The sequence below is a fragment of the Marinobacterium rhizophilum DSM 18822 genome (assembly GCF_000378045.1).
Classification (GTDB): Bacteria; Pseudomonadota; Gammaproteobacteria; order Pseudomonadales; family Balneatricaceae; genus Marinobacterium_A; species Marinobacterium_A rhizophilum.
Map to the genome: position 1 here is coordinate 12,549 of NZ_KB899112.1, position 23,909 is coordinate 36,457.

The 23,909-nt window shown below is 54.9% G+C and carries 19 protein-coding genes; 15 read left to right on the forward strand and 4 right to left on the reverse strand.

Annotated features, from left to right (window positions below; all coding sequences use genetic code 11):
- Positions 1-107: 107 nt before the first annotated feature.
- Positions 108-1,274, forward strand: coding sequence for an efflux RND transporter periplasmic adaptor subunit (locus F451_RS0120615; RefSeq protein WP_040880238.1), 1,167 nt, complete (start codon positions 108-110; stop codon positions 1,272-1,274).
- Positions 1,271-4,390, forward strand: a complete 3,120-nt coding sequence (locus F451_RS0120620; RefSeq protein ID WP_020683313.1) for an efflux RND transporter permease subunit — start codon at positions 1,271-1,273, stop codon at positions 4,388-4,390. The genes F451_RS0120615 and F451_RS0120620 overlap by 4 nt, the downstream gene beginning before the upstream one ends.
- 110 nt (positions 4,391-4,500) lie before the next feature.
- On the opposite strand, the gene F451_RS0120625 is transcribed toward F451_RS0120620, so the two are convergent.
- A complete protein-coding gene (locus F451_RS0120625; RefSeq protein WP_020683314.1) occupies positions 4,501-4,797 on the reverse strand; it encodes an antibiotic biosynthesis monooxygenase in 297 nt (98 codons plus the stop codon).
- A 970-nt stretch (positions 4,798-5,767) separates the two neighbouring features.
- Here F451_RS0120625 and hypF point away from each other — a divergent pair.
- The 5 genes from hypF to hypE are packed head-to-tail and all read left to right on the forward strand — an operon-like array spanning position 5,768 to position 11,421.
- Complete coding sequence (hypF, locus tag F451_RS0120630; protein WP_040880244.1) at positions 5,768-8,170, forward strand: carbamoyltransferase HypF; 2,403 nt, start codon at positions 5,768-5,770, stop codon at positions 8,168-8,170.
- Between the two features lie 31 nt (positions 8,171-8,201).
- Positions 8,202-8,480 (forward strand): HypC/HybG/HupF family hydrogenase formation chaperone, encoded by a 279-nt coding sequence (locus F451_RS0120635; protein ID WP_020683316.1) that lies wholly within the window; start codon positions 8,202-8,204, stop codon positions 8,478-8,480.
- Between the two features lie 11 nt (positions 8,481-8,491).
- On the forward strand, positions 8,492-9,193 hold the full coding sequence (locus F451_RS0120640; RefSeq protein WP_020683317.1) for a D-sedoheptulose-7-phosphate isomerase: 702 nt from the start codon (positions 8,492-8,494) through the stop codon (positions 9,191-9,193).
- A gap of 6 nt (positions 9,194-9,199) precedes the next feature.
- Positions 9,200-10,354 carry a hydrogenase formation protein HypD gene (hypD, locus tag F451_RS0120645; RefSeq protein WP_020683318.1) on the forward strand — a complete coding sequence of 385 codons (1,155 nt, stop codon included), beginning with the start codon at positions 9,200-9,202 and terminating at the stop codon, positions 10,352-10,354.
- Positions 10,354-11,421, forward strand: a complete 1,068-nt coding sequence (gene hypE / locus F451_RS0120650) for a hydrogenase expression/formation protein HypE (protein ID WP_020683319.1) — start codon at positions 10,354-10,356, stop codon at positions 11,419-11,421. Before hypD ends, hypE begins: the two co-directional genes overlap by 1 nt.
- Before the next feature lie 81 nt (positions 11,422-11,502).
- Here hypE and F451_RS0120655 read toward each other — a convergent pair whose 3' ends face one another.
- Positions 11,503-11,781 carry a hypothetical protein gene (locus F451_RS0120655; RefSeq protein ID WP_020683320.1) on the reverse strand — a complete coding sequence of 93 codons (279 nt, stop codon included), beginning with the start codon at positions 11,779-11,781 and terminating at the stop codon, positions 11,503-11,505.
- Between the two features lie 1,175 nt (positions 11,782-12,956).
- Between F451_RS0120655 and F451_RS28520 the strand changes: the two genes are divergently transcribed.
- The 7 genes from F451_RS28520 to F451_RS0120710 all read left to right on the forward strand — a co-directional run bounded on the left by F451_RS28520 (position 12,957) and on the right by F451_RS0120710 (position 21,297).
- Positions 12,957-13,565: a hypothetical protein gene (locus tag F451_RS28520; RefSeq protein ID WP_240476526.1), complete on the forward strand. Its 609-nt coding sequence runs from the start codon at positions 12,957-12,959 to the stop codon at positions 13,563-13,565.
- 2,395 nt (positions 13,566-15,960) lie between these two features.
- On the forward strand, positions 15,961-16,461 hold the full coding sequence (locus tag F451_RS0120685; RefSeq protein WP_020683325.1) for a hypothetical protein: 501 nt from the start codon (positions 15,961-15,963) through the stop codon (positions 16,459-16,461).
- An 84-nt stretch (positions 16,462-16,545) separates the two neighbouring features.
- Positions 16,546-17,088 (forward strand): hypothetical protein, encoded by a 543-nt coding sequence (locus F451_RS0120690; protein WP_020683326.1) that lies wholly within the window; start codon positions 16,546-16,548, stop codon positions 17,086-17,088.
- Between the two features lie 481 nt (positions 17,089-17,569).
- Positions 17,570-18,283 carry a TOPRIM nucleotidyl transferase/hydrolase domain-containing protein gene (locus tag F451_RS0120700; RefSeq protein ID WP_020683328.1) on the forward strand — a complete coding sequence of 238 codons (714 nt, stop codon included), beginning with the start codon at positions 17,570-17,572 and terminating at the stop codon, positions 18,281-18,283.
- 184 nt (positions 18,284-18,467) lie between these two features.
- The gene (locus F451_RS27370) at positions 18,468-19,403 is read left to right on the forward strand and encodes a DUF2971 domain-containing protein (protein ID WP_083928505.1); all 936 of its coding nucleotides are present in this window, start codon (positions 18,468-18,470) and stop codon (positions 19,401-19,403) included.
- A 721-nt stretch (positions 19,404-20,124) separates the two neighbouring features.
- Positions 20,125-20,952: an HNH endonuclease gene (locus tag F451_RS28230; protein ID WP_020683329.1), complete on the forward strand. Its 828-nt coding sequence runs from the start codon at positions 20,125-20,127 to the stop codon at positions 20,950-20,952.
- Positions 20,953-21,060: 108 nt separating this feature from the next.
- Positions 21,061-21,297 carry a DUF6429 family protein gene (locus F451_RS0120710; RefSeq protein WP_020683330.1) on the forward strand — a complete coding sequence of 79 codons (237 nt, stop codon included), beginning with the start codon at positions 21,061-21,063 and terminating at the stop codon, positions 21,295-21,297.
- A 370-nt stretch (positions 21,298-21,667) separates the two neighbouring features.
- Here F451_RS0120710 and F451_RS0120715 read toward each other — a convergent pair whose 3' ends face one another.
- On the reverse strand, positions 21,668-22,564 hold the full coding sequence (locus F451_RS0120715) for a LysR family transcriptional regulator (RefSeq protein ID WP_020683331.1): 897 nt from the start codon (positions 22,562-22,564) through the stop codon (positions 21,668-21,670).
- A 94-nt stretch (positions 22,565-22,658) separates the two neighbouring features.
- Here F451_RS0120715 and F451_RS0120720 point away from each other — a divergent pair, with 94 nt between their 5' ends.
- Complete coding sequence (locus F451_RS0120720; protein ID WP_020683332.1) at positions 22,659-23,636, forward strand: YeiH family protein; 978 nt, start codon at positions 22,659-22,661, stop codon at positions 23,634-23,636.
- A gap of 90 nt (positions 23,637-23,726) precedes the next feature.
- Here the strand turns inward: F451_RS0120720 and F451_RS27885 are convergent, their stop codons facing one another.
- Positions 23,727-23,867, reverse strand: a complete 141-nt coding sequence (locus F451_RS27885) for a hypothetical protein (protein WP_156826574.1) — start codon at positions 23,865-23,867, stop codon at positions 23,727-23,729.
- Positions 23,868-23,909 lie beyond the last annotated feature (42 nt).

A 23,909-nucleotide genomic window follows, 5' to 3' on the forward strand; every position in this document is an offset into this window, starting at 1 on the left:
GGCACCACAAATCATACTGGACAGTCTAGTTTAGTAAGCCTAGACTTTCCGCAGTAAACTGGACTGGACAGTCCAGTATTGTAAATTGGCTTGTGGGCGAATGTTACATGAAAACCCGGTGGTTTGTTTTTTTTGCGGCGCCGCGGCGCCCGCAGCAAGGTGGCATGGTGCTGTGCCTGATATTGCTGGCCGCGGTGCTGGCGGGTTGCGGCGATTCTGACGCCAGGGTGGCGGAGCCTGCGTATTATCACGTTGCCCAGGGGCTGGTGTTGCAGCAGCAACCAGGGTACGAGGTGACGCGCAGCTTCATCGGCAGGGTCGAGGCGCGGCAGAGCGCCAGCATCGGCTTTGAACAGAGTGGCAAAGTCGCCCGGCTGTTCGCCGATGAAGGCGAAACCGTGGCACAGGGAGCCGTGCTGGCACAGCAGGACACCGAACTGCTGCAGGTCGAGCGGCGGGAACTGCAGGCCCAGTTACAGCAGGCCCAGGCGGATCTCGCGCTGGTGCAGGCCAATCTCAAGCGACTGAATTCGCTCAATAAGCGCGGATTCACCTCGGCGCAGAGCCTGGATGAACTGCAGGCACGGCAAAAAGGGCTGCAGGCCACCCGGGCGCGGGTGCAGGCATCGCTGGCCGCCAACCAGCTGCGTATCGACAAGTCGACGCTGCTGGCGCCATACAGTGCCCAGATCAGCCACCGGCTGATTGACCAGGGTGAGGTGGTGGGTGCGGGTACGCCGGCCTTTACGCTGTTGCAAAGTGGCCCGGCCGAAGTGCGGGTCGGCGTGCCGGTGGACATGCTGGAACAGCTGAGCGCACAGCAGCACTTGAGTGTACGGGTGGACAGGCGGCAAATCGACGTACGTCTGCTGACCAAGGGCTTTAGTGTCGATGCAGTCACGCGCACGGTGCCGCTGCGGCTCGAACTGCCGGATGACGTTGCGCTGGTAAACGGCCAGCTGGCCTACCTGTCGCTGCCGCAGACCTTTACGCAGCCAGGTTACTGGCTGCCCCTTAGCGCACTGACCGATGGTGTGCGCGGGCTCTGGAATATCTACAGTCTGCAGCCGCAGGACGATGCCGGACTCTACGAACTGCAAAGCCGGGATGTGCAGGTATTGCATGCCACCGCGACCCATGCCTTCGTGACGGGGGCCCTGAGTGACGGCGAGCAGGTACTGAGCACCGGCCTGCAGCGGCTTGTGCCCGGGCAGGTGGTCCGGCTGGCGACGGTCGGTGTTCCGTCTACCGCGCAAGTGGAACTTGAACCATGAGGCGCCTGCTGCAGAACGGACGTCTGCTGACGCTGCTGGTCGCGGTGCTGATCGTGGCGGGCATCGGCGCACTGGCTACGCTGCCCCGCACCGAAGACCCGCGCATCCTGAATCGCCAGGCGATCGTCATTACGCATTTGCCCGGTGCCAGTGCCGAGCGCGTCGAGGCCCTGGTGAGTGAAAAAATCGAAAGCGAACTGCGCACCCTGGCAGAGGTCAAGCACCTGACCTCAACCTCCAGACCCGGGATTTCGATGGTCAGGATCGAACTCAAGGACAGCGTTACCGCCACGGCGCCGATCTGGTCACGTACGCGGGATCTGCTGGGTGATGTGTCATCCCGGTTACCCCCAGGTGCCAGCCAGCCCGAACTGGATGATGATCACGGCTATGCCTTCACCGGCCTGATTGCGCTGAAGTGGCATGCCCGGACGACACCGGACCTGGCCATTCTGGGCCGTTATGGCAAGTCGTTGCGTGATCGCATGCGCGCCTTGCCGGGTACCGATTTTGTCGAGCTGTTCGGCGCACAGGAGGAAGAGATCCTGGTGCAGATCGACCCGCACCTGGCCAGCAGCCTGCACCTTACGCCCAGCCAGATTGCCCAGCGCATCGAGGGGGCCGATGCCAAGGTGTCGGCCGGGCAGCTCAACAACGCGCGCAACCAGATGCAGGTGGAGCTCGGCGGCGCGCTCGATTCCCTGGACCGTATTCGCCAGATCCCGCTGGCCAGTGATGACAATGGTTACCTGCTGCGCCTGGGCGATCTGGCCGAGGTGAGTCGCAGTCTGCAATGGCCGGAACAGGAGCTGGCGATCATCGACGGTGACGCTGCCATCGTGGTGGCGGTGCGCATGTTGCCGGATCTGCGTATCGACCGCTGGAGCGCGGCCATGCAGGCAGAGCTGGCCCGGTTTGAACAGCTGCTGCCGGGCAACATTGAGGCCGACATCCTGTTCGATCAGAACCACTATACCGAGCATCGCCTGGGCGAGCTGGTGAACAACATCCTGCTGGGTTTCAGCCTCATCGCGCTGGTGCTGCTGGTGACGCTGGGCTGGCGGTCGGCGCTGATCGTGACGCTCTCGCTGCCGCTCACCGTGCTCTTCACTCTCACGGTGATGAAATACTATGGCCTGCCGATTCACCAGATGTCTGTCACCGGCCTGGTGGTGGCACTGGGTATCATGGTGGACAACGCCATCGTGATGGCCGATACCATCGCCAAGCGCCGCCGCCAGGGCTTGAAGGCCGTCGATGCGGTCGTCCGTTCGCTACGCCACCTCTGGCTGCCTCTGCTCGGGTCGACCCTGACCACCATTCTGGCGTTCATGCCCATCGTGCTGATGCCGGGGCCGGCGGGGGAGTTTGTCGGCGGCATCGCCCTGAGCGTGATCTTTGCGCTTATGGGCTCCTATCTGATTTCCCACAGCGTGGTGGCAGTTCTGGCCGGGCGTTTTCTGCGTAGCGATGAGGCGGGGCAGTCGCGCTGGTATCAGCAGGGCGTGCAGCTCAAGCGGCCGGCGCAGCTGTTCCGGCGCTCGCTTGAAACCGTGCTGCGTTACCCAAGGCGTGCTATCGCGCTGCTGTTTCTGATTCCGCTCACCGGTTTTATCAGCGCGGGCCAGTTGAAGGAGCAGTTCTTTCCGCCATCCGACCGCAACATGTTCCAGATCGAGATGTACCTGCCGGCCCAGACCAGCCTCGTCGAAACGCGCCGCGTCAGTGCCCGGGTAACCGCGCTGCTGCAGGATACGCCGGGCATTGATTCGGTGCAGTGGTTTCTGGGCAAGAGTGCGCCGGCCTTCTACTACAACATGCTCGCCGGCCAGCAGGGGTGGCCGAACTTCGGCCAGGCCATGGTCAGAACCCGGGACTTTCGTCTCGCCAACCGGCTGATTCCACAGCTGCAGCGCCAGCTCGATGATTTGCTGCCCCAGGCGCAGATCCTGGTGCGTACGCTGGAGCAGGGGCCACCGTTCAATGCACCCATCGAGCTGCGCCTGTACGGGCCGAACCTGGATACATTGCAGACCCTCGGGCAGCAGGCGCGCCAGGTGCTGTCCCGCACCCATGATGTGATACATAGTCGCGCGACCCTGCAGCCGGGCGCGCCCAAGGTGCAGGTGCGGGTCGATGAGGAGGCGGGCCAGATCAGTGGATTCACGCTGCAGGGCCTGGCAGGAGAACTGCAAAGTACCCTCAGCGGTGTGACCGGCGGTAGCATTCTGGAAAGTACCGAGTCGGTGCCGGTGCGGGTGCGGGTGGGTAATGAAGAGCGCCGTGAGCTGCGGGACCTGGCCAACCTGAGCCTGACATCACCCCGGGCCGGCGACAATATACCGTTATCTGCGTTGGCGACGCTGGAGCTGCAGCCCAGCCGCGGCGCCATTCCTCGCCGCGATGGTCAGCGCGTCAACGTGGTGGAAGGTTACCTGCGTGCCGGCGTGCTGGCATCGGTGGCGCTGACGGAGTTTCGCCAGAATCTGGCCGCGGCGGGGTTCCACCTGCCGGCGGGCTATCGCATGGAATTTGGCGGTGAATCGGCCGGGCGCAACGATGCGGTAGGCAACCTGATGGCCAGTCTCGGCGTGATCGTTACCCTGCTGATCACCGTGGTGGTGCTGTCGTTCAATTCCTTTCGTATCAGCACGCTGATCTTCCTGTCGGCGCTGCAGTCGGCGGGCCTGGGATTGCTCAGTGTCTATCTGTTTGCCTATCCGTTTGGCTTCACCGTGATTATCGGCCTGTTGGGCCTGATGGGGCTGGCCATCAACGCCGCCATTGTGATACTGGCCGAGCTCAAGGCCGATCCACGGGCGGTGCGGGGCGATGCAGCGGCCATCGTGCAGGCGGTGCAAAGTTGCAGTCGCCATATTGGCTCCACCACCATTACCACCGTGGGGGGCTTTTTACCCCTGATCCTGGCGGGTGGCGGATTCTGGCCGCCGTTTGCCGTGGCCATCGCGGGCGGCACGGTGCTGACCACGCTGCTGTCGTTTTATTTCGTGCCCGCGGCATTCATGTTGATGGGACGGCGCAAGGCATTTGACGTTGCCGGTGGCGAGCCACAGCAGGGCCCGGTTGACGGGCGCACACTGCATTCGCCGGCGTAGACGGGGCCGTGACAGGCAGGTCGGCGGGGCGTTTGCTCAGCCGGCCGTGATGCCATATAACAGGCGCCGTGTGTGATTGATCCAATGCCATGGGTGTCGAATGGGATTCGTTATTTCAGCTCGACAACAACCTCGCCTGAAACCGGGTCGGTTACGCCCAGGTCGCCACCCAAGTCTTCCAGTGTGTCCCGCAATCGGTCCAGGATTTTGACCATGTCGTCGCGTGCTGCGGCGATCGTGTCCATGCTGTCCCACTCGCCCACAAAACAAAAACTGAGTTCACCCGTTTTCACCAGTGCTGCGCGGCGCAAGCCCGGGAAATCAGCCTTTGCCTTGCGGTGCTCCTCGATAAATTTTTCTTCGCAACCTGGTTTCACCCGGAGTCGAACAACATTGAAAGCAGTCATAATAGGTCCTGTTCGCAAGTTTTAAGTATGTAATGAACGTTGCTTACCTCAGGCCCGCGCGGGGATAAGGGTTTCATGACCGTCAATCACTGACGTGCCAGCATCTGCTGCTGTGCGTCGTGTCCACTCCTTGGCGTTTCAAGCGTGGACCCGTTTGAAGGGATTCGCCAGTGCAAGACGATGGCTGCCAGGGAAAGCTTCACGCCGTGAGCCCTGATGTTGCTTCCCGTTCGCGGACAGGGCCTGCCTCTCTGTGCCCGGTGGCGCTTGGCTTCATGCCTTTGCGGGAGTGGTTGCGCCCGTGAGCGCATTGGGCCGGCTGTTTGCGTCCGCTTTGACACTGGGTTTTGACACGGGGTGTGGTGCCGGTACTCTATGCGTGACTTGAGCGGGTAGACGTTAGATCCTTAGACATAATGAACTGACCTGACCGAAAAATGGCAAGGGACCTATTACTAACCTGGCGGACAAACAGGTTCCCTGCCTATTTGTCCGTCACCCCACATGCGCTTTAGCCCAAAAGAGTGTGTATTGGTCAGCAAATACCGGGACAAGACTGCTCACCCAGGGTGACCTGCTACCTGAAACCTGTCTGCACAACGGCCATTGCGGGCTGGTTCATGCCAGTACCGCTGCCGGAGTGGCCCACGTCCCGAGTGCTTGAAAGGCGGATCAGAAATGATGCTCGCCAGGCCCCGGCCGATAATGTGACTAAACTACTGCTGCACCGGGGTTATATTGCCGGGGGTGGCCAGATTGTTGCGGCTCCCCCGGTACCCGATCCCACGCGGCATATTCGCCACCTTGAGAAGAACCGCATCGCGCCGCAGGCCGCGCGCGGCGATTCTTATCTTGCAGGAGCACTATGGGTGACCATACTGCCTGTACGTAACGGGAAAACGGGAAAATCCTCTTTGTCAGCCACAGGTGAATAGCCAAAAGAAGAGAGTACTGAATGGAACAGGTCGGGATGTCAAAAGGGCTGCTGGTGCGTGTCCGCGGCACGGTACAGGGGGTGGGGTTTCGTCCCGCTGTCTGGAAACTGGCACATGATTGCGATCTGGTCGGGGATGTTTGCAACGACGCCGAAGGCGTATTGATCCGCATTCAGGGGACATTCGGTGCTGTGCAGCACTTTATCCATCGGTTGCAATCGGAAGCGCCTCCGCTTGCCAGCATAGAATCCGTTGAAACAACGGACCTGGCAGTACCCCTGGCCAGCAGCGACTTTTCCATTGTGGCATCCCGGCACGGGCGTAACGATATTCGTATATCGGCTGATGCAGCCACCTGTTCCGACTGCCGGGCGGAAATCAGTGATCCTCGGCAGCGGCGCTATCTCTACCCCTTCACCAATTGCACCCATTGTGGCCCAAGGCTCTCTATTGTGACCGGGGTGCCCTATGACCGCTCGGCAACCACGATGCAGCATTTCCCGATGTGCGATACCTGTCGGGAGGAATATCAGAACCCGGCGGACCGTCGCTTTCATGCCCAGCCGATCGCCTGTCATCAATGTGGCCCCCAGATCTGGCTGGAAGACAACGTGGGTGAAAACCTGCAGGCAGGGGATAGCGCCGAGACCCTGCAGCTGGCGGCTTCTCTTTTAAAGATGGGCAAGATCCTGGCAGTACGCGGTTTGGGCGGCTTTCACCTGGCGGTGGATGCGAATAACGAGCAGGCTGTGCGTCGTCTGCGCAATCGCAAGCATCGCTACTCCAAACCCCTGGCCCTGATGACAGACAAAATAGAGAAGATCGAACGCTACTGCCGTCTGCACGCTTTGGAAAAGGCACAGTTGCTCAGCCCGCAAGCCCCCATCGTACTGCTGGAAACACGGCTGGATGCAGATGCACTGCGTGTTTCGCCGTCTGTCGCGCCTGGCTCCCCGGTGCTGGGATTCATGCTTGCCTATAGCCCGTTGCATATTTTGCTCTGCCAGCACTTTAGCGGTCCTCTGGTCATGACCAGTGGGAACTTCTCGGAACAACCCCAGGTGGTGGGGTTGGAGACTGCGCGCTCGGGGTTGAGCCAGATTGCCGATGTCTTGCTGATGCATGATCGTGATATTGCCAATCGGGTAGACGATTCGGTGGTGCGGTTGATTGGCGGGCAAATACGCCTGTTGCGCCGTGCCCGGGGGTACGCGCCCCAAGCGATCGCCTTGCCCAGGGGATTTGAAAGTGCCAGCGACATCTTGGCCTATGGCGGTGAGCTGAAATCCACTTTTTGCCTGGTAAAAGAGGGCGCTGCGATTCTTTCCCAGCACCAGGGCGACCTGGAGGATCCGGCCACCTTTGATGATTTTGAACATAACCTGGCGCTCTATCTTTCTCAGTACGAACAGCATCCTGAACAGCTGGCGTGTGACCTGCACCCGGAATACCTGTCCGCCAAGCTGGCGGCGGAAACCGCGGCGCGGCACCGGTTGTCGCTGACAAGAATCCAGCACCATCACGCGCACGTGGCCAGTTGCCTGGCGGACAATCAGTGGCCCCTGCAGCCTGCTGACAGTAGCGAAAAAGTGCTGGGGATTGCCCTCGACGGGCTGGGTTACGGGGCGGACGATACGCTGTGGGGCGCAGAATTCCTGCTGGCCGACTACCGTTCCAGTCAGCGACTGGCCAGCTTTGACGCCATCGCCATGCCCGGTGGTGCCATGGCCATCAAGGAGCCCTGGCGCAACACTTTCGCCAGCATTGTGGAGTACCTCGGCTGGGAACATTTCTGCCAGCGGTATTCCGGATTGGAGCTATGCCGTTATCTGCGGGCGAAACCGGTTGAGTTGCTGCAAAAAATGCTTGGCAGCGGCATCGGCGCACCCAGGGCAAGTTCCTGTGGAAGACTGTTTGACGCCGTTGCGGCGGCACTCGGGCTGGCGAGAGAGCGGGCGTACTACGAAGGCGAAGGCGCAATCGCGCTGGAGATGCTGGTGGATCGACAGGCGTTTGAGCAGAGGCTGCAGCAGCACCGCCCTGACGCACAGCCAGCCTATGCGTTCGCCCTGACGCAGGAGGGCGCACTGCGGCGGATTTCGGCCGGCCCCATGTGGCTGGCATTGCTGGAGGATTTGCACCAGCAGATAGCGTTGCCAGAGATCGCGTTACGTTTCCATTTGGGTCTGGCACGCGCAATCGCCGATATGGTGGAACAGCTGTCCCTAAATTATTCGTTTCGTCAGGTTGTTCTTTGCGGTGGCTGCGCGCAAAACCGCCTGTTGGCGCAAGCCGTGCAATACCTGCTGCAGGCGGCTGGCTTTCCTCTGTTGATGCAGAGCCGCGTGCCCGCCAATGACGGCGGTTTATCGCTCGGACAGGCCGCGATTACGGCTGCCAGGCAAATAGATTCAAGGCAGAATTCTGCGGTTGGATGACCCGGTGTCTTACACAAAAAAGGAGTCACCTATGTGTTTAGGTATCCCTGGAAAAATTGTCAGTATTGAAGACGCGGACAACCTGGTGGGTATTGTCGATGTGGGAGGCGTCAAGCGGGCGGTGAACCTGAGCTGCATTGCACAGGAGCAGACACCGCTGGACAGCTACATCGGAGGCTGGGTGCTGGTGCATGTCGGCTTCGCCATGAGCCTGATTGACGAAAATGAAGCACAAGCCACCCTGGCTGTACTGAAAGAGCTGGGTGAGATGCAGGAAGAGCTGCAGGCTATGCAAACCGGCGCGCAATAGGAGTCATCCGCATGGATTCCAGCAATGATCAGATTCTTGCCAGCATGTACCCTTTCTTGACCGCCAAAAAGCAGGATCCGGCGTCGATGAATCGCGCATTGGCGGAGTCGATTCGACAGAAAGCGGCAGAACACCAAAGTGTGATTGAGCAGTTTTTTTCCCTGCAGGGGCAGGCGCTGATTGATTTGGCCCAGGACCTGGCCAAGGTGTATCGCAGCAATGGGCGCCTCTACAGTATGGGCAATGGTGGCTCGAGCAGCGATGCGGCCCATATTTCGGTGGAATTCCAGCACCCGGTCACCACCGGGCGTCCTGCCTTGCCAGCCTTTGATTTAAGCAGTGACAAAACGATGCTGACTGCCGTGGCCAATGACGTGGGTTTTGCGCAGGTGTTCAGCCGGCAGGTGATCGCGCTGGTGAACCCGCAAGACGCCCTGATAGGTGTCTCCACCAGTGGCAACTCCGCCAACCTGGTCAATGCCTTTCAACAGGCGAAGAAAAAGGGCGCCCTCACGATTGGTCTGGCGGGAGGGGATGGCGGTGAAATGGCCAGCATGGGACTGGATCATTGCCTGGTTGTTCCCAGCGACAGTATTCACCGCGTGCAGGAATGTCATGTTGCCATCTACCACATGCTGTGGGACCTGGTGCATACCCTGCTGGCAGACGACCGAGGACAGCTGGTTCCGGCAGACTTTACGACAGAAGGGTAAGCGGCAATGAAATATGTTGACGAGTTTCGCGACCCCGAAAAGGCCCGTGTGCTGTTAAAGGAAATAGAACAGCTGGCGGAGCAGATTCACCAGAGGATTCAGCGCCCTGTTTACTTGATGGAAGTCTGTGGGGGTCATACGCATTCAATCTTTCGATACGGCATCGAGACTATGCTGCCCGCGTGCATTGAATTGATTCATGGCCCCGGATGCCCTGTCTGCGTGTTGCCGATGGGGCGGGTTGATGACTGCGTGGCCCTGGCGCAAGACTCAAAAGTCATTTTGACCACCTTCGGCGACGCCATGCGGGTGCCCGGTTCCAAAAAAAGCCTGCTGGCGGCCAAAGCGGAAGGTTGTGATGTGCGGATGGTTTATTCACCGATGGATGCCTTGGGTCTGGCGCGGAAAAACCCGGATAGAGAGGTCATCTTCTTTGGTCTGGGTTTTGAAACCACGATGCCCAGTACCGCACTGACGCTATTGCAGGCGAGGCGGGAGGGGATCACTAATTTCTCGCTGTTCTGCAATCACATTACCATCATCCCCACCATCAAGGCGGTGCTGGACTCTCCCGATTTGAAGCTGGACGGCTTCCTGGGCCCGGGTCATGTCAGCATGGTGATCGGAAATGCCCCGTACCAGTTCATTGCCGAGCACTATAAAAAGCCTGTGGTCATTGCCGGGTTTGAGCCGTTGGATATTCTGCAGTCTATCTGGATGCTGCTGAAGCAACTGGCGGCCAAAGAATCAAAGGTGGAAAACCAGTACAGCCGTGTTGTGCCTGACAAGGGCAACCGGGTCGCACTGGACGCGATCAGTGAAGTTTTTGAGCTGCGAGAGTTTTTTGAATGGCGGGGGCTGGGCTCCATCGACCACTCGGGCGTCAAGATGAAACAGAGCTGGGCGGATTACGATGCCGAGGCAAAATTCGTTGTGCCGGCGATCAAGATTGCCGATCCCAAGTCGTGTCAATGTGGCGAGGTACTCAAAGGGGCGATTAAGCCCTGGGACTGCAAAGTATTCGGCAGAGCCTGTACGCCGGAGACACCCTTGGGCGCGCTCATGGTGTCCAGTGAAGGGGCCTGTGCCGCGTACTATCAATACGGTGACGTGGAAAAACTGGAACAGCACCGAATAAGCCTGCAGGAGTTACCCGCATAATGAGCAGCCCGGCATCCGGTAAAAAACGACATGGAAAACTGGTGAGTCAGGTTATTACGCTGGCCCATGGGGGGGGTGGCAAAGCCATGCGGGACCTGATCGATGACGTCTTTATCGAGGCGTTTGACAATGAAGCACTTAACACACTGGAAGATCAGGCCCGTTTTTCGTTGTCGGATCTGCAGCAGCATGGCGACAGGCTGGCGCTGACCACCGATTCCTATGTCATCGATCCACTCTTTTTCCCCGGCGGTGATATTGGCAAGCTGGCTATCTGCGGCACGGTAAATGATTTGGCGGTGGGGGGCGCCAAACCGTTATACCTGACGTGCGGCATGATCATTGAGGAAGGCATGCCGGTCGAAACGTTGCGCCAGATTGTGGCCTCGATGGCGCAAACCGCGGCACAGGCGGGTGTGATGATCGTCACGGGGGACACCAAGGTGGTGGATAAAGGCAGTTGCGACAAGCTGTTCATCAACACCGCGGGTGTTGGCATCATCCGCACGGGGCTGGAGCTCGGGGCGGACAAGGCGCAGGCGGGGGATGCGGTGCTGGTGAATGGCATGCTGGGCGACCATGGCGCCGCCATCCTGGGCGCCAGGGGCGACATGCAGCTGAGTACGGATATTCAGAGTGATTGCGCGCCCTTGCATGAACTGATCGACGTCATCCTGCAAGCCGCACCCCACACCCGTTTTATGCGGGATGCCACGCGAGGGGGCATTGCTTCGGTCTTAAACGAGCTGGCGGAGGCTTCGCGGGTTGAAATTGAAATCGTGGAGGCGAAAACGCCCATTCGCCAGGAAGTGAAAGGCTTCTGCGAGATCCTGGGTCTGGACCCCTTGTATCTGGCCAACGAAGGCAAGCTGGTGATTGTGGTGCCCAAAGAGGAATCAGACGCCGCTTTGCACGCCATGAAGCAGCACCCGCTCGGTGCTGAGGCTGCCCGGATCGGTACCGTATTGCCCGGCGGCCGGCCCGGCCGTGTCACCATGCAGACCGTCTTTGGTGGCAAGCGCATTGTTGACATGCTGGTGGGCGAACAGCTGCCGCGTATCTGTTAGCAGGTCGATGTTCAACAAGCTGTCAGACTTGCATCCATTTCCTTGCACCAGTGCCTTTGTGCTTTCCTGCTGCAAACCGTTTTACTGTTTTAGAATCCAATGCCCCTCTTCTTTGGTGGTGCGATGTATTGCCTTGCTTCTGGTACATACCGTCGTGACACGTTCCGGCTTTATCTCTGTGTTTTCAGATATGGCTTCAGTACTGTGTGACTTTAAACTGTTATTGGCGTCATTAAAGAATTTTAATATGGCGCTTTCGTCCATCTTGAACTTTATAAGTTTATGCAGCCAGCTATGAAAGCCTATAATCCCCGCCAAGGCCGCGACGATAGAAATACCAATAATTGTTTCCTGACCCATAGCTCCATTCCTTTACGCGTATATATCGCATCAGCAGAGCGGTCGCCGCACAGCGGGCGTTATTCGGCTGCATGCGTCTGTGTGTGTTGCGATGCACCCGGCATCCTTCACGTATTTTGGTGATAGTGAACCACTTTTGTTGATCATGCCAATGATAACTATGGCCGTTGCTGCAGTGCTGGCGGGGGATTCAGTTCGGTTTGATGATCGGTGTTGCGCCGCAGCGGACCCATTCGCCGCATGCGCTCTGCGCCCACACTTTAGAGGCAAAGAACCTGTGGTGTGTCGAACAAATACATTGCGTCAGGCAGGGTGGAATTGTGGGAGCCCGGTCTGCGGGCGAATTGGAGCGGGTGCCGGCCTTCAAGGTGGAAAGCCGGCACATCCATGTGTTAATCGGCATCGATACAGTCCCTGTATCGACCCTTTGGGTCAATTCGCCGGATGTGCTCTGTGCCCACACTTTAGAGGCAAAGAACCTGTGGTGTGTCGAACAAATATATTGCGTCAGGCGGGGTGGAATCGTGGGAGCCCGGTCTCCGGGCGAATTGGAGCGTCTGACCTGCAGTGCTGACGGACGCTTCGGCTCGGTTTGATGGTTTGTGTTGCGCCTTGCTGGCGCGTCACTTTCTTTGCACGCGCAAAGAAAGTAACCAAGGCTTTTTACCTTGAAGAATGCGCCCCCGATGAAGCCTTTCCGCTGCGCTCTGACGTCGTTGCGCGGGTGCCGGCCTTCAAGGTAAAGAGCCGGCACATTCATGTTCCTAATCTGCAGCTCGACAGTCCCTGTCTCGCCCCTGCGGGCCTGATCGCACAATGACCTCAGTGCTCGCCGGCATACGGCCAAGGATGGCCGGTAGCCAGAAAATGCAGGAGCAAATTTCTGCTCATAAGGGGGAGTGGGCCGTTCTGATGTTTTGGTGGCTGGCTGCATGGCGTGCCGGTATGTTGCTTTGGACATGTGATTTCAAGCTGACGAGCCGGCACATTCATGTGCCTAATTGCCTGCTCGACGGACCCTGTCTTCGCCCCTGCGGTCCGTATCACACAATGACCTCAGTGCTCGCCGGTATACGGCCAAGGATGGCCGGTAGACACCAAAAAAAGAAACAATTTTCTGCTCATAAGGGGGAGTGGGCCGTTCTGATACTTCTGTTGTTTGGAGGCGGTACGGTATGCCGGAATCTTTCCCTGTGGCAGCTCAACCCGCAGGTTCTCGGTTAGTGGCACTGCTGCCTATGACCCCGTTCTGTCCTGCCGGCGTACGCAGCGCGCTTCGAGCTGCCTGTCGGGCTTTTTCGCACGGTTGCACGGTGTTGCACGCTTGCACGACTGCGTGGATACAGGACAGCGCAGGGGCCCGAGTCGCGTCGCTCAGTGTTAAGTCCAACAAGCTGCTTCTGAAGCTGTTATATTTCGCTCCTGGAAACGCTGCCAACTTCACCAGATGGGTGTTTGATGCGCTCTATTTTTCTCTGTTTCAGTGGTTTGAAGGATTCTGTATGAATGTGGATAAAGCTAAAAAACGAATTGCGAAGCAGGTTAATAAGGGCTTTAAAGGTTACCCCCAGATCACATTGGCGTACTTTGGTAAAAGCGCGGATTGTGCAACAGAAGTTGTTATCCAGTTTACGTTGGAAGAAGGCGCCGAAGTTCAAGAAGAGCGGTTTTCAAGTGAATCTGACGTGAGGGAAAATGAGGTTATTCAATCTGCCTTGCTTAAGATTATTGAGCGCGCCAATGCCAATTCGGTAATGCAAATAGAAGGTGTTTCGGCTCTTTGATTTTCTAATAGAAACGAACGGCTATTAATCTGGTGGGCGCTTCGAATCGGTTTTATCGCCTGTGGGCGATATACTTTCTTTGCGCGTGCACAGAAAGCACACTCCAATGAAGCCTCCTTGCTGCGCCCTGAGATCATTCTGCGGGTGGCATTTCCTTCAAGATAAAGAGCCGGCACAACAGTCCCTGTCATGCCACTTCGGGCCCATTCGCCGAATGCGCTCTGCTCCCACACTTTAGAGGCAAAGAACCTGTAGCGTGTCGAATAACTACATTTCGTCAGGCTGGGGGGATCGTGAGAGCCCGGTCTCCGGGCGAATTGGAGCGTCTGACCTGCGAACGAGATTGGGGCTTGGGTGACAGCGAAGTTCAATGACATGGGTGACAATTTGCTGGGAGCGCGAGTCCCTGGGTATTGGATCTGCAGTGCCGGCGGACGCTTCGGCTCGGTTTGACGGTTTGTGTTGCGCCTGGCTGGCGCGTCACTTTCTTTGCACGCGCAAAGAAAGTAACCAAGGCTTTTTACCTTGAAAGACGACGCCCCGATGAAGCCTTTTTGCTGTGCTTTGAGATCATTGTACGGGCGGCACTGCCTTCAAGGTGAAGAGCCGGCACATTCATGTGCCTAATCGCCGGCTCGACAGTCCCTGCGGGCCTGATCGCACAATGACCTCAGTGCTCGCCGGCATACGGCCATGGATGGCTGGTAGCTAGAAAATGCAGGAGCAATTTTCTGCTCATAAGGGGGAGTGGGCCGTTCTGATGTTTCAGCTGTTGCGCGTCGGAATAATACTCCGGGTGCCAGCCTTCAAGGTGAAAAGCCGGCACATCCATGTGCTAATCGGCAGCTCGACAGTCCCTGTCTTCGCCCCTGCGGGCCTGATCGCACAATGACCTCAGTGCTCGCCGGCATACGGCCAAGGATGGCCGGTAGCCAGAAAATGCAGGAGCAATTTTCTGCTCATAAGGGGGAGTGGGCCGTTCTGATGTGTTGGTGGTGCTGATTTAATTCTTGCGGCTTGATATGCAATTGTAGGATGGGCAAAGCGGAGCGTGCCCATCGGGTACTGACTTTGATTGGGGGGCAGCGAGCCTCGAGCGAATCGAACCACTCGTTAGGGTGTAGTTCATGCCCGTAGGTAACGGTTCAGCTCAGTGACATGGGTAACACTTTGCCGGGAGTGTGAGTCCCTGGGTATTGGATCTGCAGTGCTGACGGACGCTTCAGCTCGGTTTGATGGTTTGTGTTGCGCCTTGCTGGCGCGTCACTTTCTTTGCGCGTTCAATGAAAGTAACCAAGGCTTTTTACCTTGAAGAATACGCCCCCGAAGAAGCTTTTTTGCTGTGCTCTGACGTCGTTGTGCGGGCGGCACTGCCTTCAAGGTAAAGAGTCGGCACATTCATGTGCGTAATCTGCAGCTCGACAGTCCCTGTCTTCGCCCCTGCGGGCCTGACCGCACACTGACCTCAGTGCTCGCCGGCTTCATAAGGGGGAGTGGGCCGTTCTGATACCTCCGTTGTTTTGTGACTGTATGGCGTGGCGGTATGTCGCTCTGGGGATGTGATTTCAAGCTGAAGTGCCGGCACATTCATGTGCCTAATCTGCAGCTCGACAGTCCCTGTATCGACCCTTCGGGCCAATTCGCAGAATGCCCCCAGTGCTCGCCGGGTTACGGCCATGGATGGCCGGTAGCCAGAAAATGCAGGAGCAATTTTCTGCTCATAAGGGGATCACAAACGCCGTTCTGAGATCCCTGATCGTGAGCTGCCACCATAGCAGTCGGCCAGATACGCTGGTGGATTGAAGTCGTACGCAGATGCTTTGCTCTGTTGCCTTTTTGACCTCCTGGACCCTGGCTCCTTTTTCCTTCCAACTTGTGCCTGTTTTGGGCATTATGCTTGAGGCACCGACGGAGTATGGGTGTCAGGTTTTGATCGTCAATATAGAAAATCGTCAGCTGAGCATCGGAAGCCAGGCTGGGTGAATTCCCCCAATCTTAATTCCTCTGTTTTTCGTGACGCTGCCGGTGTAGCAGGACCGTATTTCGTCGCCGAAAGGGCGGTAGCGTGGTTTTCAGGAGCTTTCAGAAAAATCGGCCGGATAAACGTCCTTGCAGGCCTGTATTCTGGCAGGAAGCTGGATATGAATTCAAAATTTTTCATTATCAGTAAGTTGCAATATAGAGTCAAAAAGAGGATATGAGGCTTGGTGATCGTTTTGTCATATTGAGATTGATAGGGGAAATGGTCTGGAAGGCTCATGCCGACTGGCTTTGTGCTCGATTTTGACGAAAATTCATCAGGAAATACTAGCCTCATGCAAAACGGCCTCCGAGGCTACGATACAAATGTTAGGCAGTTAAACGTAATAGAAACACTATTTACAAAGGAGTGAACATGCTTACACCTGCAGAAATCGCTGCAATTGTTGCAGCAACAAAAGGAGCCGTTGACATATTTGATAAAGTCGCCGGACAAATCCGAACAGTTTTAGCAAAAAGGCCAAAGGAGGAGGGAGAAGAACATGATCGGTGGCGTTTCAAAATAAACCCTGAAGGTGAAGAGATAGTCGTAAAGCAGAAAGATCGTACAGTTCAAACAGTAACTGCTACAGAATTATCTAATGTATTGAATCCAAGTGATTTAGATTTAGTTAAAACCTATGAAGCGGCAATGAATAAGTATTATGGTCGTTGGAAGGCGGTATATGCTAAGAAAGACGCATCTCAGGATCCGTTAGTAAACGCAATTACTGAAGAACAGCTAACTGAGCAAATTATAAAAATGAAAGCTGAATTATTGGGAATACTCAACTTTTTAGAGAAGTGTGGCGTACATCTTGATGATCATTACATGAATATTCGACATTTAGTTGAAGATGCGAAGGTCGAATATTAAGTTTTGCGAAAATTGCCTAACAAATCAAGCAAGAATGACGCGCTAAAGCGCGCCTCTTCTTGAGGCGTTAAATGAGTAGAGAGTATGGATGAGAATCAAGTAAGAACGGTTGTCCAGGAAATATTGAACGAACACTCTCTTATACTATGGAAAGAGTTAACAATAGCTGGGTTAAATTCGCCTGTTGTAATTCTTATATTGACTATCGTTATTATATTGATGTTTAGAGAAAAACTAATTAAAACTCTATCAAACAGAAATATAGAAATTGGATGGGGCGATAAATCTATAAAACTGAGTGAATTATCTAATAATCTTGATCAAGAAATAGATCCAATTAAAGAGCAAATAGAGGAACTAAAACAAGAGTTGCAATTTGTTAAAGCACAGAAACATATTGAGTTCGAAGATAAAGAAATCAAATCTAGCGCCTCGAATGAAGAGGTAAAAACAAAAATCTACAAAGCACTAGCATCACCAAAGTTTCGATGGCGATCACTTGAAAGCATCGCTAAGTTTGTACGAGCAAGTTGTGACGATGTATTGGAAATCCTTGAATCCGATGAAAAGGTAATTGTTGAAAAAGCAAAAAATGGAAAAACATTGGCCAAATTTAAACATCGATAGAACGTCATTTACCAACGCACATCAGTCGCTCCCGTTGGTCGCTGGGGCGCCCAATACACTACGCTTATTTGGCCTCCTCTGTGTACGGCGTTATGTGATCTGAATAGTGACAATAATTGAAACGGAGCTTCAAATATGACAGTGCTTTTATACATCGGACTGATAATATTTATCATTGGTGGAATCGGCTTGCTCATAGCAGCTTTTAGAACCAGCATAATGTGGGGAATAGGCCTGATTTTAATCGCTCCCGCCGCAATTTTTTACACAGTACTGCACTGGAAAGAGGCAAAGAATCCATTCCTACTTCAATTGTTTGGTTTGGCAGTTCTCTTAGTCGGTTCCTCCGCAGGCGGTACGTCATGAGACACTTTACATCACATAAAAAGGGCGTGTTGTTCGCCGCTGCGCGGCTGTGACAACCTACGCCTCACTTCGGTTGTAGCAAACGCTGGTATTATATTTTCAGAGAGTTTATCGCATGGGAACAACGATAGAGGATATCCAGTACGAAGAAATGTGGAGTGAGCTTCATTTCGAAGCGGTGATGAAGAATGAAGCAAAGAAGCAATGCATCTACATTTTTGTTGAGGGTCATTCCGAAGAAGTAGCGATCCAACCGCTATTAGAGGATTGCGGTTTAAATTTTGAAACTGATGGAATTGTTGTTGCGAACTACAACGGAATAGGAAATCTAAAGCACGCGATCAGGCTTCTAAGAAAAACTTTAAGTCATGATCGACCAATTATTGTAACTTTCGATGACGATATTGATGGTAAGCGTATATCTAATGCTATACATGACCCACTTATAACTACTTTTAAAATACCATACAGCCCTCTAGTAACGTACAGCAATGGTGAAATAGGCGGATCGTTTGAAGAGAGCTTCACCCCGGATTGCTTTATAGAGTCTAGTTTCAAGCCACGCGCGATAGACAGTAAGGTTGTTGAAAAAGAGACTGATTTTAGGAATGTTTTTAACCCAAGCAGGCCTTGGGTATCTCAGTTGGCAAGCTTTATTAGCTCAAATGGCGGAAATCCTGACTCCATCAACAAAGTAGAAATAGCTAAAAACATGGTTGAATCATGCTCGGCTATTCCTAAGACATTCGAAGAGCTAGCTAAATTAGTCAGACAAGTTAGAATAACAAATCCGATAAAACACCCAGATGATGTCGAAGTTAAAATATAACAATGGGCTGATGTCGGGCAAGTTTTCCGCTGCGCTCCGAGCTAATGGATGACCCCGTCAGCACTGTGACCCCGTCAGCACTGTCCCCGGAATAGCCCAAGTGTTACAGGCGTTATGCGGTCAGTTCCGTGTGTCGTTTCATTTTCTTCATAGTATCGAAATAAGATGCAATTTGGGTTTTTAAATGCAGCCAAGAAAAGTATATAGGTACAGAAGTTTTACGTCGTTAACAGTGGATGCGTTGGTTAGGGATGAGTTATTTTTTTCTGATCCAGGCGCATTTAACGATCCTCTTGATTGTCAGCCCACTGTAGAGGCGGATTCGGGATTAGAAGAGTTGAGAGAAATCCTATCTGGGCTAATATCGCGAAGAATATTTTCTGAAACTGCTTCTTCTCTAAGAAAAAATAAAGTAAAGGAAGAGTCTGCTAGCCAATATGCATCTAAGCTGGCACAAAGAGAAGCAAAGGATATGCTAGAGAGCATTACCTATTACTCTACAGGTCCAGAGTATGATTGTAGCCGAGAAGAAGCAGAAATCTGGCTATTGACCGTTGAAATAGAGAGAGAACTCTTGAAACGATACGGCAAGGGCGTCTGTTGCTTTTCATCTGTATATGACAATCCATTACTATGGAGTCATTATGGAGATCAGCATAAAGGAATGTGTATTGGTTACAACTTGACTCGAAACCCTGAACCGCGTCTTTATAAGGTGAATTACGGAGGGAGTCGAATTGTCCCAACCAGTTTAATAAAACGAGCGATAGCCGACGGAGATAAGGAAGCTAGAGATTTACTGGATAAATATATTCTTCTAAGAAAAGCTTCTCCTTGGCGATACGAGAGAGAATGGAGGCTTTTGGGACAGCGTGGTCTCCAAGATTCACCGCTCCGCATGATCGAAATAACATTTGGTTTGAGGTGCTCTGATGCGGTTAAGCACTCAATAGTTTCGGCGTTGTCGAACAGGGATAGTGCTGTGAAGTTTTACGAAATGCATGAGGTGCGTGGAAGCTTCAAGCTTAGTCGAAGGCCCATAGATATGGGAGAAATGCATGCCTATTATCCTCGGGTGGCTTTATCAGGACTAGAAATTTTCGGGCCAGTAAGCGATTAATAGGGGGTATTTCTAGGGAGTTCCGGGGACAGTATACGTAACTCCAAGATCTAACCTACTGTTTCTCTGTGATAGGCGCACGATTGAACAAGGAGGTTCGATATGGCCAGGGTGGCACGCGTTGTTGTTCCAGGTTACACGCATCATGAAACCCAGCGCGGTAATCGACGGCAGAAACCTTCTTCTGCGACGACGATTATTGTTATTACATCGAGCTTATGTCTGAGTTCACGACAGACGCTGGAACGAAGGTCTGGGCTTATTGCCTGATGCCGAATCATGTCCATTTGGTCATGGTGCCGGGTGAGGAGGATGGCCTTCGCGCTGCGTTGGGTGAGGCTCACCGGCGCTATATTCCGTCAGGGATGGAGGGGACACCTTTGGCAGGAGCGGTTTCACTCCTTTGTCATGGACGAGCGATGCTTGATCGTGTGAGTGACTGGGGCGCTTATCTCTCGTCTGGAAACGACGAAGATACTCAGGCGATACGGCAGCATACGAGAACCGCAAGACCCTTGGGAGGCGATGGCTTCGTCCAGCATCTGGAGTCTGTTACCGGGAAGGTGCTTACCCCGGGGCGGCCGGGACCGAAGGCAAAGGCGTAGCTGTAATTAAGTATACTGTGCCCGGATTGCCGCTGGGCTGGGATGACCTTTCCACCGCTTCGCGGCTCCAAGTGGGCCCCAACGCCTGGCGTTTGCTCTCATATAGGAAAAGTAAGATGACTGAAGTTGCGGTGTTCGTTCGAAACCATGTTCAGTACCTAGATCGTGCATGCGAGATATCGGCGAATGACCCGAGCCGTCCAGTGACGTTTCGATCGTCGAAAAAGTGGGTCACGGCTAAGAAGGCGTTAGATGAACAGGTTGTCATTCGGGCCTACCTATCGCCCACAGGTAGTGACGGACAAGTAATCTATTCTGCAATTATCAAGAACATTGTCCTCGACCCGCACAAGGGTGACGAAGACACGGATCGGTCGCTTGCAAAGCAACTGCCCGAAACGGTTAATGAGGACCTTTGGTCACAGGATGACGGCCCCGTCAAAACGCTGTACGAGGTGTCGCACTGTAAGCGCTTATCGTCGTCGTTTTCGATGACACAGCTTCGTAAGGCATCTGACGGGAAACCAATATCTGAGAACTATGGCTATAGCTACGTGCCAGTGCTCAGGCTGGAGTCTGAAGCTGAATCATTCTTCCATCCTGACGAGGTGGAAAATCCAGAACAGTTCGTTGAAGGAGCGGTTCGCAGGGTCGCCGTAAACTCCTACGAACGAAGCGCTAAGGCGAGAGAAGCTTGCATCAACCACTACGGCGTATCTTGTGTCGTCTGTGAGTTGAACTTTGAGCGCATATACGGTGTGGTCGGTAACGGATTCATCCACGTACATCATTTGAAGCCGCTCGGCTCCATTGGGGAAGGCTACGAGGTTGATCCGGTCGAAGATTTAAGGCCAGTCTGTCCGAACTGTCACGCTATGCTTCACCGAAAAAATCCACCGTTCACGCCCGAGGAACTCATCAACTTGATGCGCAGAGATGAGTAGGCAACGGGGGCAGGTCTTGCCTTTTGCTCTAGAACCATAAAATAGGCAAGATTTGACTCAGTCAGGGACTTCAGGCGATAAGAGAGCGGGCCATTCAGAGGATTAACCATGGACATTGATGAAGATAAAATCGACGAGGCCATTCTGGCTTTGCTGTATCTGACTTTGCATGATGGCGGTCGGGCGTGGAAATCCTTTGATTGGGAAGCCATGAACAGGCTTCATGAAAAGGGTCTCATTGAGAGCCCGGTTGGTAAGGCAAAGTCTGTCCTTTTCACAGAGATCGGTCTAAAAGAGTCAGAGGTGCTTTTCCAGAAGCTATTCACCAAGAATTTAGAAGGCTAACGAAATCAGGTCTTGCCTTTTGCTCCTTCAGTTAAAACCTCATTACTACGGCTATTTTATTCAATAGATCGCCTACGCGCCCCGGTTAAAAACTTCGCTCAGCTTGTGTTTTTAATAACTCGCACTGCATCCATCACGCCTTACCGCGTCATATTCAATACCTTCTCTACAAAAAAAACACCGCAGCGGTGTGCCGCTGCGGTGTTTTCCTGCCTTTCTTCCCCCTTTATCTTTTCTTCCTGACAATCGAGGCTAGCCAACCTTGCCCGGATTCAGGGCATTTTCCGCAAGGCGAAGCGGGTGTCCTGTACCCAATCATGCCGATGCCGAACGGGGCCACCTCGCGCTGACTTGCGTCTGCGCCTGGGTATCAGTGGTGATTCGCCTGTTCAGGGGCGGGCGGGGCGAGTTGCTGCAGCAGCGCCTGCACCAGGGCATTGTCGCGATTTTCCGGCGAGCAGACCCAGGAGAATTGCCGGGTCAGGTTCAGCGGTGTGTCCAGTATCACCAGGTGGCCGGTGGCCACTTCATCGGCAATGGTCAGGGTCGACAGGCAGCCGATCCCCAGCCCGGCCCGGACGGACTGCTTGATCGCTTCGTGGCGTGTCAGCTCCAGCGCAATGCGGGGCCTTACCCCTTGCGCCTGCAGGGCCGTCTCCAGTACCGCGCGGGTACCTGATCCGGCTTCCCGTACGATCCAGTCCTGATCCATCAGGGCTCTGGCGTTCAGCGGGCCTTGTCCGGCCAGTGGATGGCCGGGCGAGCAGAAGACGGCCAGCCGGTCCGAGCGCCAGGGGATGATGTCGAGCGCGGGGTGTAGCGCCGGGCCCTCGATCATCCCCAGCTGGGCCTGGCCTTTTTCGAGCCGGCGCAGTACACCGTCGGTATTGGTGATTTCCAATCTGGCATCCGCTTCAGGGTGCTGGCGGCGATAGCGGGCGATCATCGTGGGCAGCAGGTAGCTGGCGATTGTCACGCTGGCGGCCACCCGCAAGGTGCCGGCGATACGGCGGCTGTCGGGCCGGGTCAGGCTGTCGCTCAGGCTCAGGATCTGGCGGACCCTGGGCAGTATCTGCTGACCCGCATCGGTCAGTACCAGTTCGCGGCCGATACGCTCCAGAACACTGTAACCCAGCACGCGTTCCAGCTCCTTGAGGGCCTGACTGGCGGCGGATTGACTGATGGCCTGTTCATCGGCCGCCAGTCTCAGGCGGCCAAGGCGAACCGTGGCTTCAAAAAGACGCAGCTGACGCAGGCTTATATTCATTGGTTTTTCTTAAGTAAAAGGTAAGAAATATCCAATATACTTATATAGCATTCGGTTTTAAAGTCCTCTTAAATTCGAATAAGAGGACAACACCATGCTCATACGGCTGCTGCTTATCGCCTTTGCCGCCACGGCGTTGGCACAAACGTCCTCATTGGCGGCCGTCGGGCTGAGTGCACTGCCGCTGGCCATCCTGATGGGCATTACCTACGGTAATGTCGCCAAGCCGGATTGTAACGACCGGGATACGGCCATCCTGGCGTTCAGCCAGCAAAAGCTGCTGCGCCTGGGCATCATTCTGTTCGGCTTCAACCTCAGCTTTCAGCAAATCGCCTCGGTGGGCTACCAGGCCATCCTGCTCGACATGCTGGTCATTGCGATTGTGCTGTCGCTGGGGATAACCATCGGCATCCGTGTATTTCGCCTGCCGCGCGAAGTGGCGATACTCACCTCGGTGGGCAGTGCCATTTGCGGGGCCGCCGCCATCATGGCGACCGAGCCGGTGATTCGTGCCAAGGAGCGGGACGTCACGGTTGCGGTGGCGACGGTCGTGCTGTTCGGTACCCTGGCAATGTTCAGCTATCCGGTAATCTTCAGTTTTGTCGCCATGGATCCGTCGCTCTTTGGTATCTACATCGGCAGCACCGTACATGAAGTGGCACAGGCGGTTGCGGCGGGGCAATCCATCGGCGGCGAAGCCATGCAGAATGCCGTTGTCGCCAAGCTGATCCGGGTGATGCTGCTGGCGCCGGTCGTTATTGCGCTTGGCAGCGTCTTCCTGCGCCAGGCATCGGAAACGGGTGCGCGCCGGCCAGTGCCGATTCCCTGGTTTGTCTTCGGCTTTATTGCGACTGCAGCACTGAATAGCGTATTCGTTCTGCCCCCCGCGGTGCTGGAGGGCCTGAAACTGCTTTCCCAGCTCAGCCTGGCCATCGCCATGACCGCACTGGGCATCAAGACCCGCTGGGCCACCATTCGACAGGCTGGCCCCAAACCGATGGCGCTGTCGCTCATACTGTTCGTGGTGCTGATGGTGGGCGGCTTTGGTCTGAATGTGCTTTTCTATGGCTGAGTTTTACAAAAAAACACCGCAGCGGTGTCGCCGCTGCGGTGTTTGCTTCAGTCTTTCTTTTTTCTTTATCTTTTTTCCTGACAATCCAGGTTAGCCAACCTTGCCCGGGTTCAGGGCATCCTCCGTTAACGCATCCTCGTTCGCTACAGCCGTCTGTGCTCCGATATCCGTTGTGGCGGGTTCGGGCAGCAGCAGGCTCTGCACGTGTTTCCTGAACGTATAGCGATTCAATTACCCTCCAAAGGTCCAGTGGTTCATCCAGAATGCTGGCTG

Bases quoted from the DNA above. Each gene is read 5' to 3' on its own strand.
- F451_RS0120615 (WP_040880238.1), top strand. From the start codon at position 108: ATGAAAACCCGGTGGTTTGTTTTTTTTGCGGCGCCGCGGCGCCCGCAG.
- hypE (WP_020683319.1), top strand. From the start codon at position 10,354: ATGAGCAGCCCGGCATCCGGTAAAAAACGACATGGAAAACTGGTGAGT.
- F451_RS0120640 (WP_020683317.1), top strand. From the start codon at position 8,492: ATGGATTCCAGCAATGATCAGATTCTTGCCAGCATGTACCCTTTCTTG.
- F451_RS0120625 (WP_020683314.1), bottom strand. From the start codon at position 4,797: ATGACTGCTTTCAATGTTGTTCGACTCCGGGTGAAACCAGGTTGCGAA.
- F451_RS0120685 (WP_020683325.1), top strand. From the start codon at position 15,961: ATGCTTACACCTGCAGAAATCGCTGCAATTGTTGCAGCAACAAAAGGA.
- F451_RS0120690 (WP_020683326.1), top strand. From the start codon at position 16,546: ATGGATGAGAATCAAGTAAGAACGGTTGTCCAGGAAATATTGAACGAA.
- F451_RS0120710 (WP_020683330.1), top strand. From the start codon at position 21,061: ATGGACATTGATGAAGATAAAATCGACGAGGCCATTCTGGCTTTGCTG.
- F451_RS0120635 (WP_020683316.1), top strand. From the start codon at position 8,202: ATGTGTTTAGGTATCCCTGGAAAAATTGTCAGTATTGAAGACGCGGAC.
- F451_RS28230 (WP_020683329.1), top strand. From the start codon at position 20,125: ATGACTGAAGTTGCGGTGTTCGTTCGAAACCATGTTCAGTACCTAGAT.
- F451_RS0120700 (WP_020683328.1), top strand. From the start codon at position 17,570: ATGGGAACAACGATAGAGGATATCCAGTACGAAGAAATGTGGAGTGAG.
- hypD (WP_020683318.1), top strand. From the start codon at position 9,200: ATGAAATATGTTGACGAGTTTCGCGACCCCGAAAAGGCCCGTGTGCTG.
- F451_RS0120620 (WP_020683313.1), top strand. From the start codon at position 1,271: ATGAGGCGCCTGCTGCAGAACGGACGTCTGCTGACGCTGCTGGTCGCG.
- F451_RS0120655 (WP_020683320.1), bottom strand. From the start codon at position 11,781: ATGGGTCAGGAAACAATTATTGGTATTTCTATCGTCGCGGCCTTGGCG.
- F451_RS0120720 (WP_020683332.1), top strand. From the start codon at position 22,659: ATGCTCATACGGCTGCTGCTTATCGCCTTTGCCGCCACGGCGTTGGCA.
- hypF (WP_040880244.1), top strand. From the start codon at position 5,768: ATGTCAAAAGGGCTGCTGGTGCGTGTCCGCGGCACGGTACAGGGGGTG.
- F451_RS27370 (WP_083928505.1), top strand. From the start codon at position 18,468: ATGCAGCCAAGAAAAGTATATAGGTACAGAAGTTTTACGTCGTTAACA.
- F451_RS28520 (WP_240476526.1), top strand. From the start codon at position 12,957: ATGCCGGAATCTTTCCCTGTGGCAGCTCAACCCGCAGGTTCTCGGTTA.
- F451_RS0120715 (WP_020683331.1), bottom strand. From the start codon at position 22,564: ATGAATATAAGCCTGCGTCAGCTGCGTCTTTTTGAAGCCACGGTTCGC.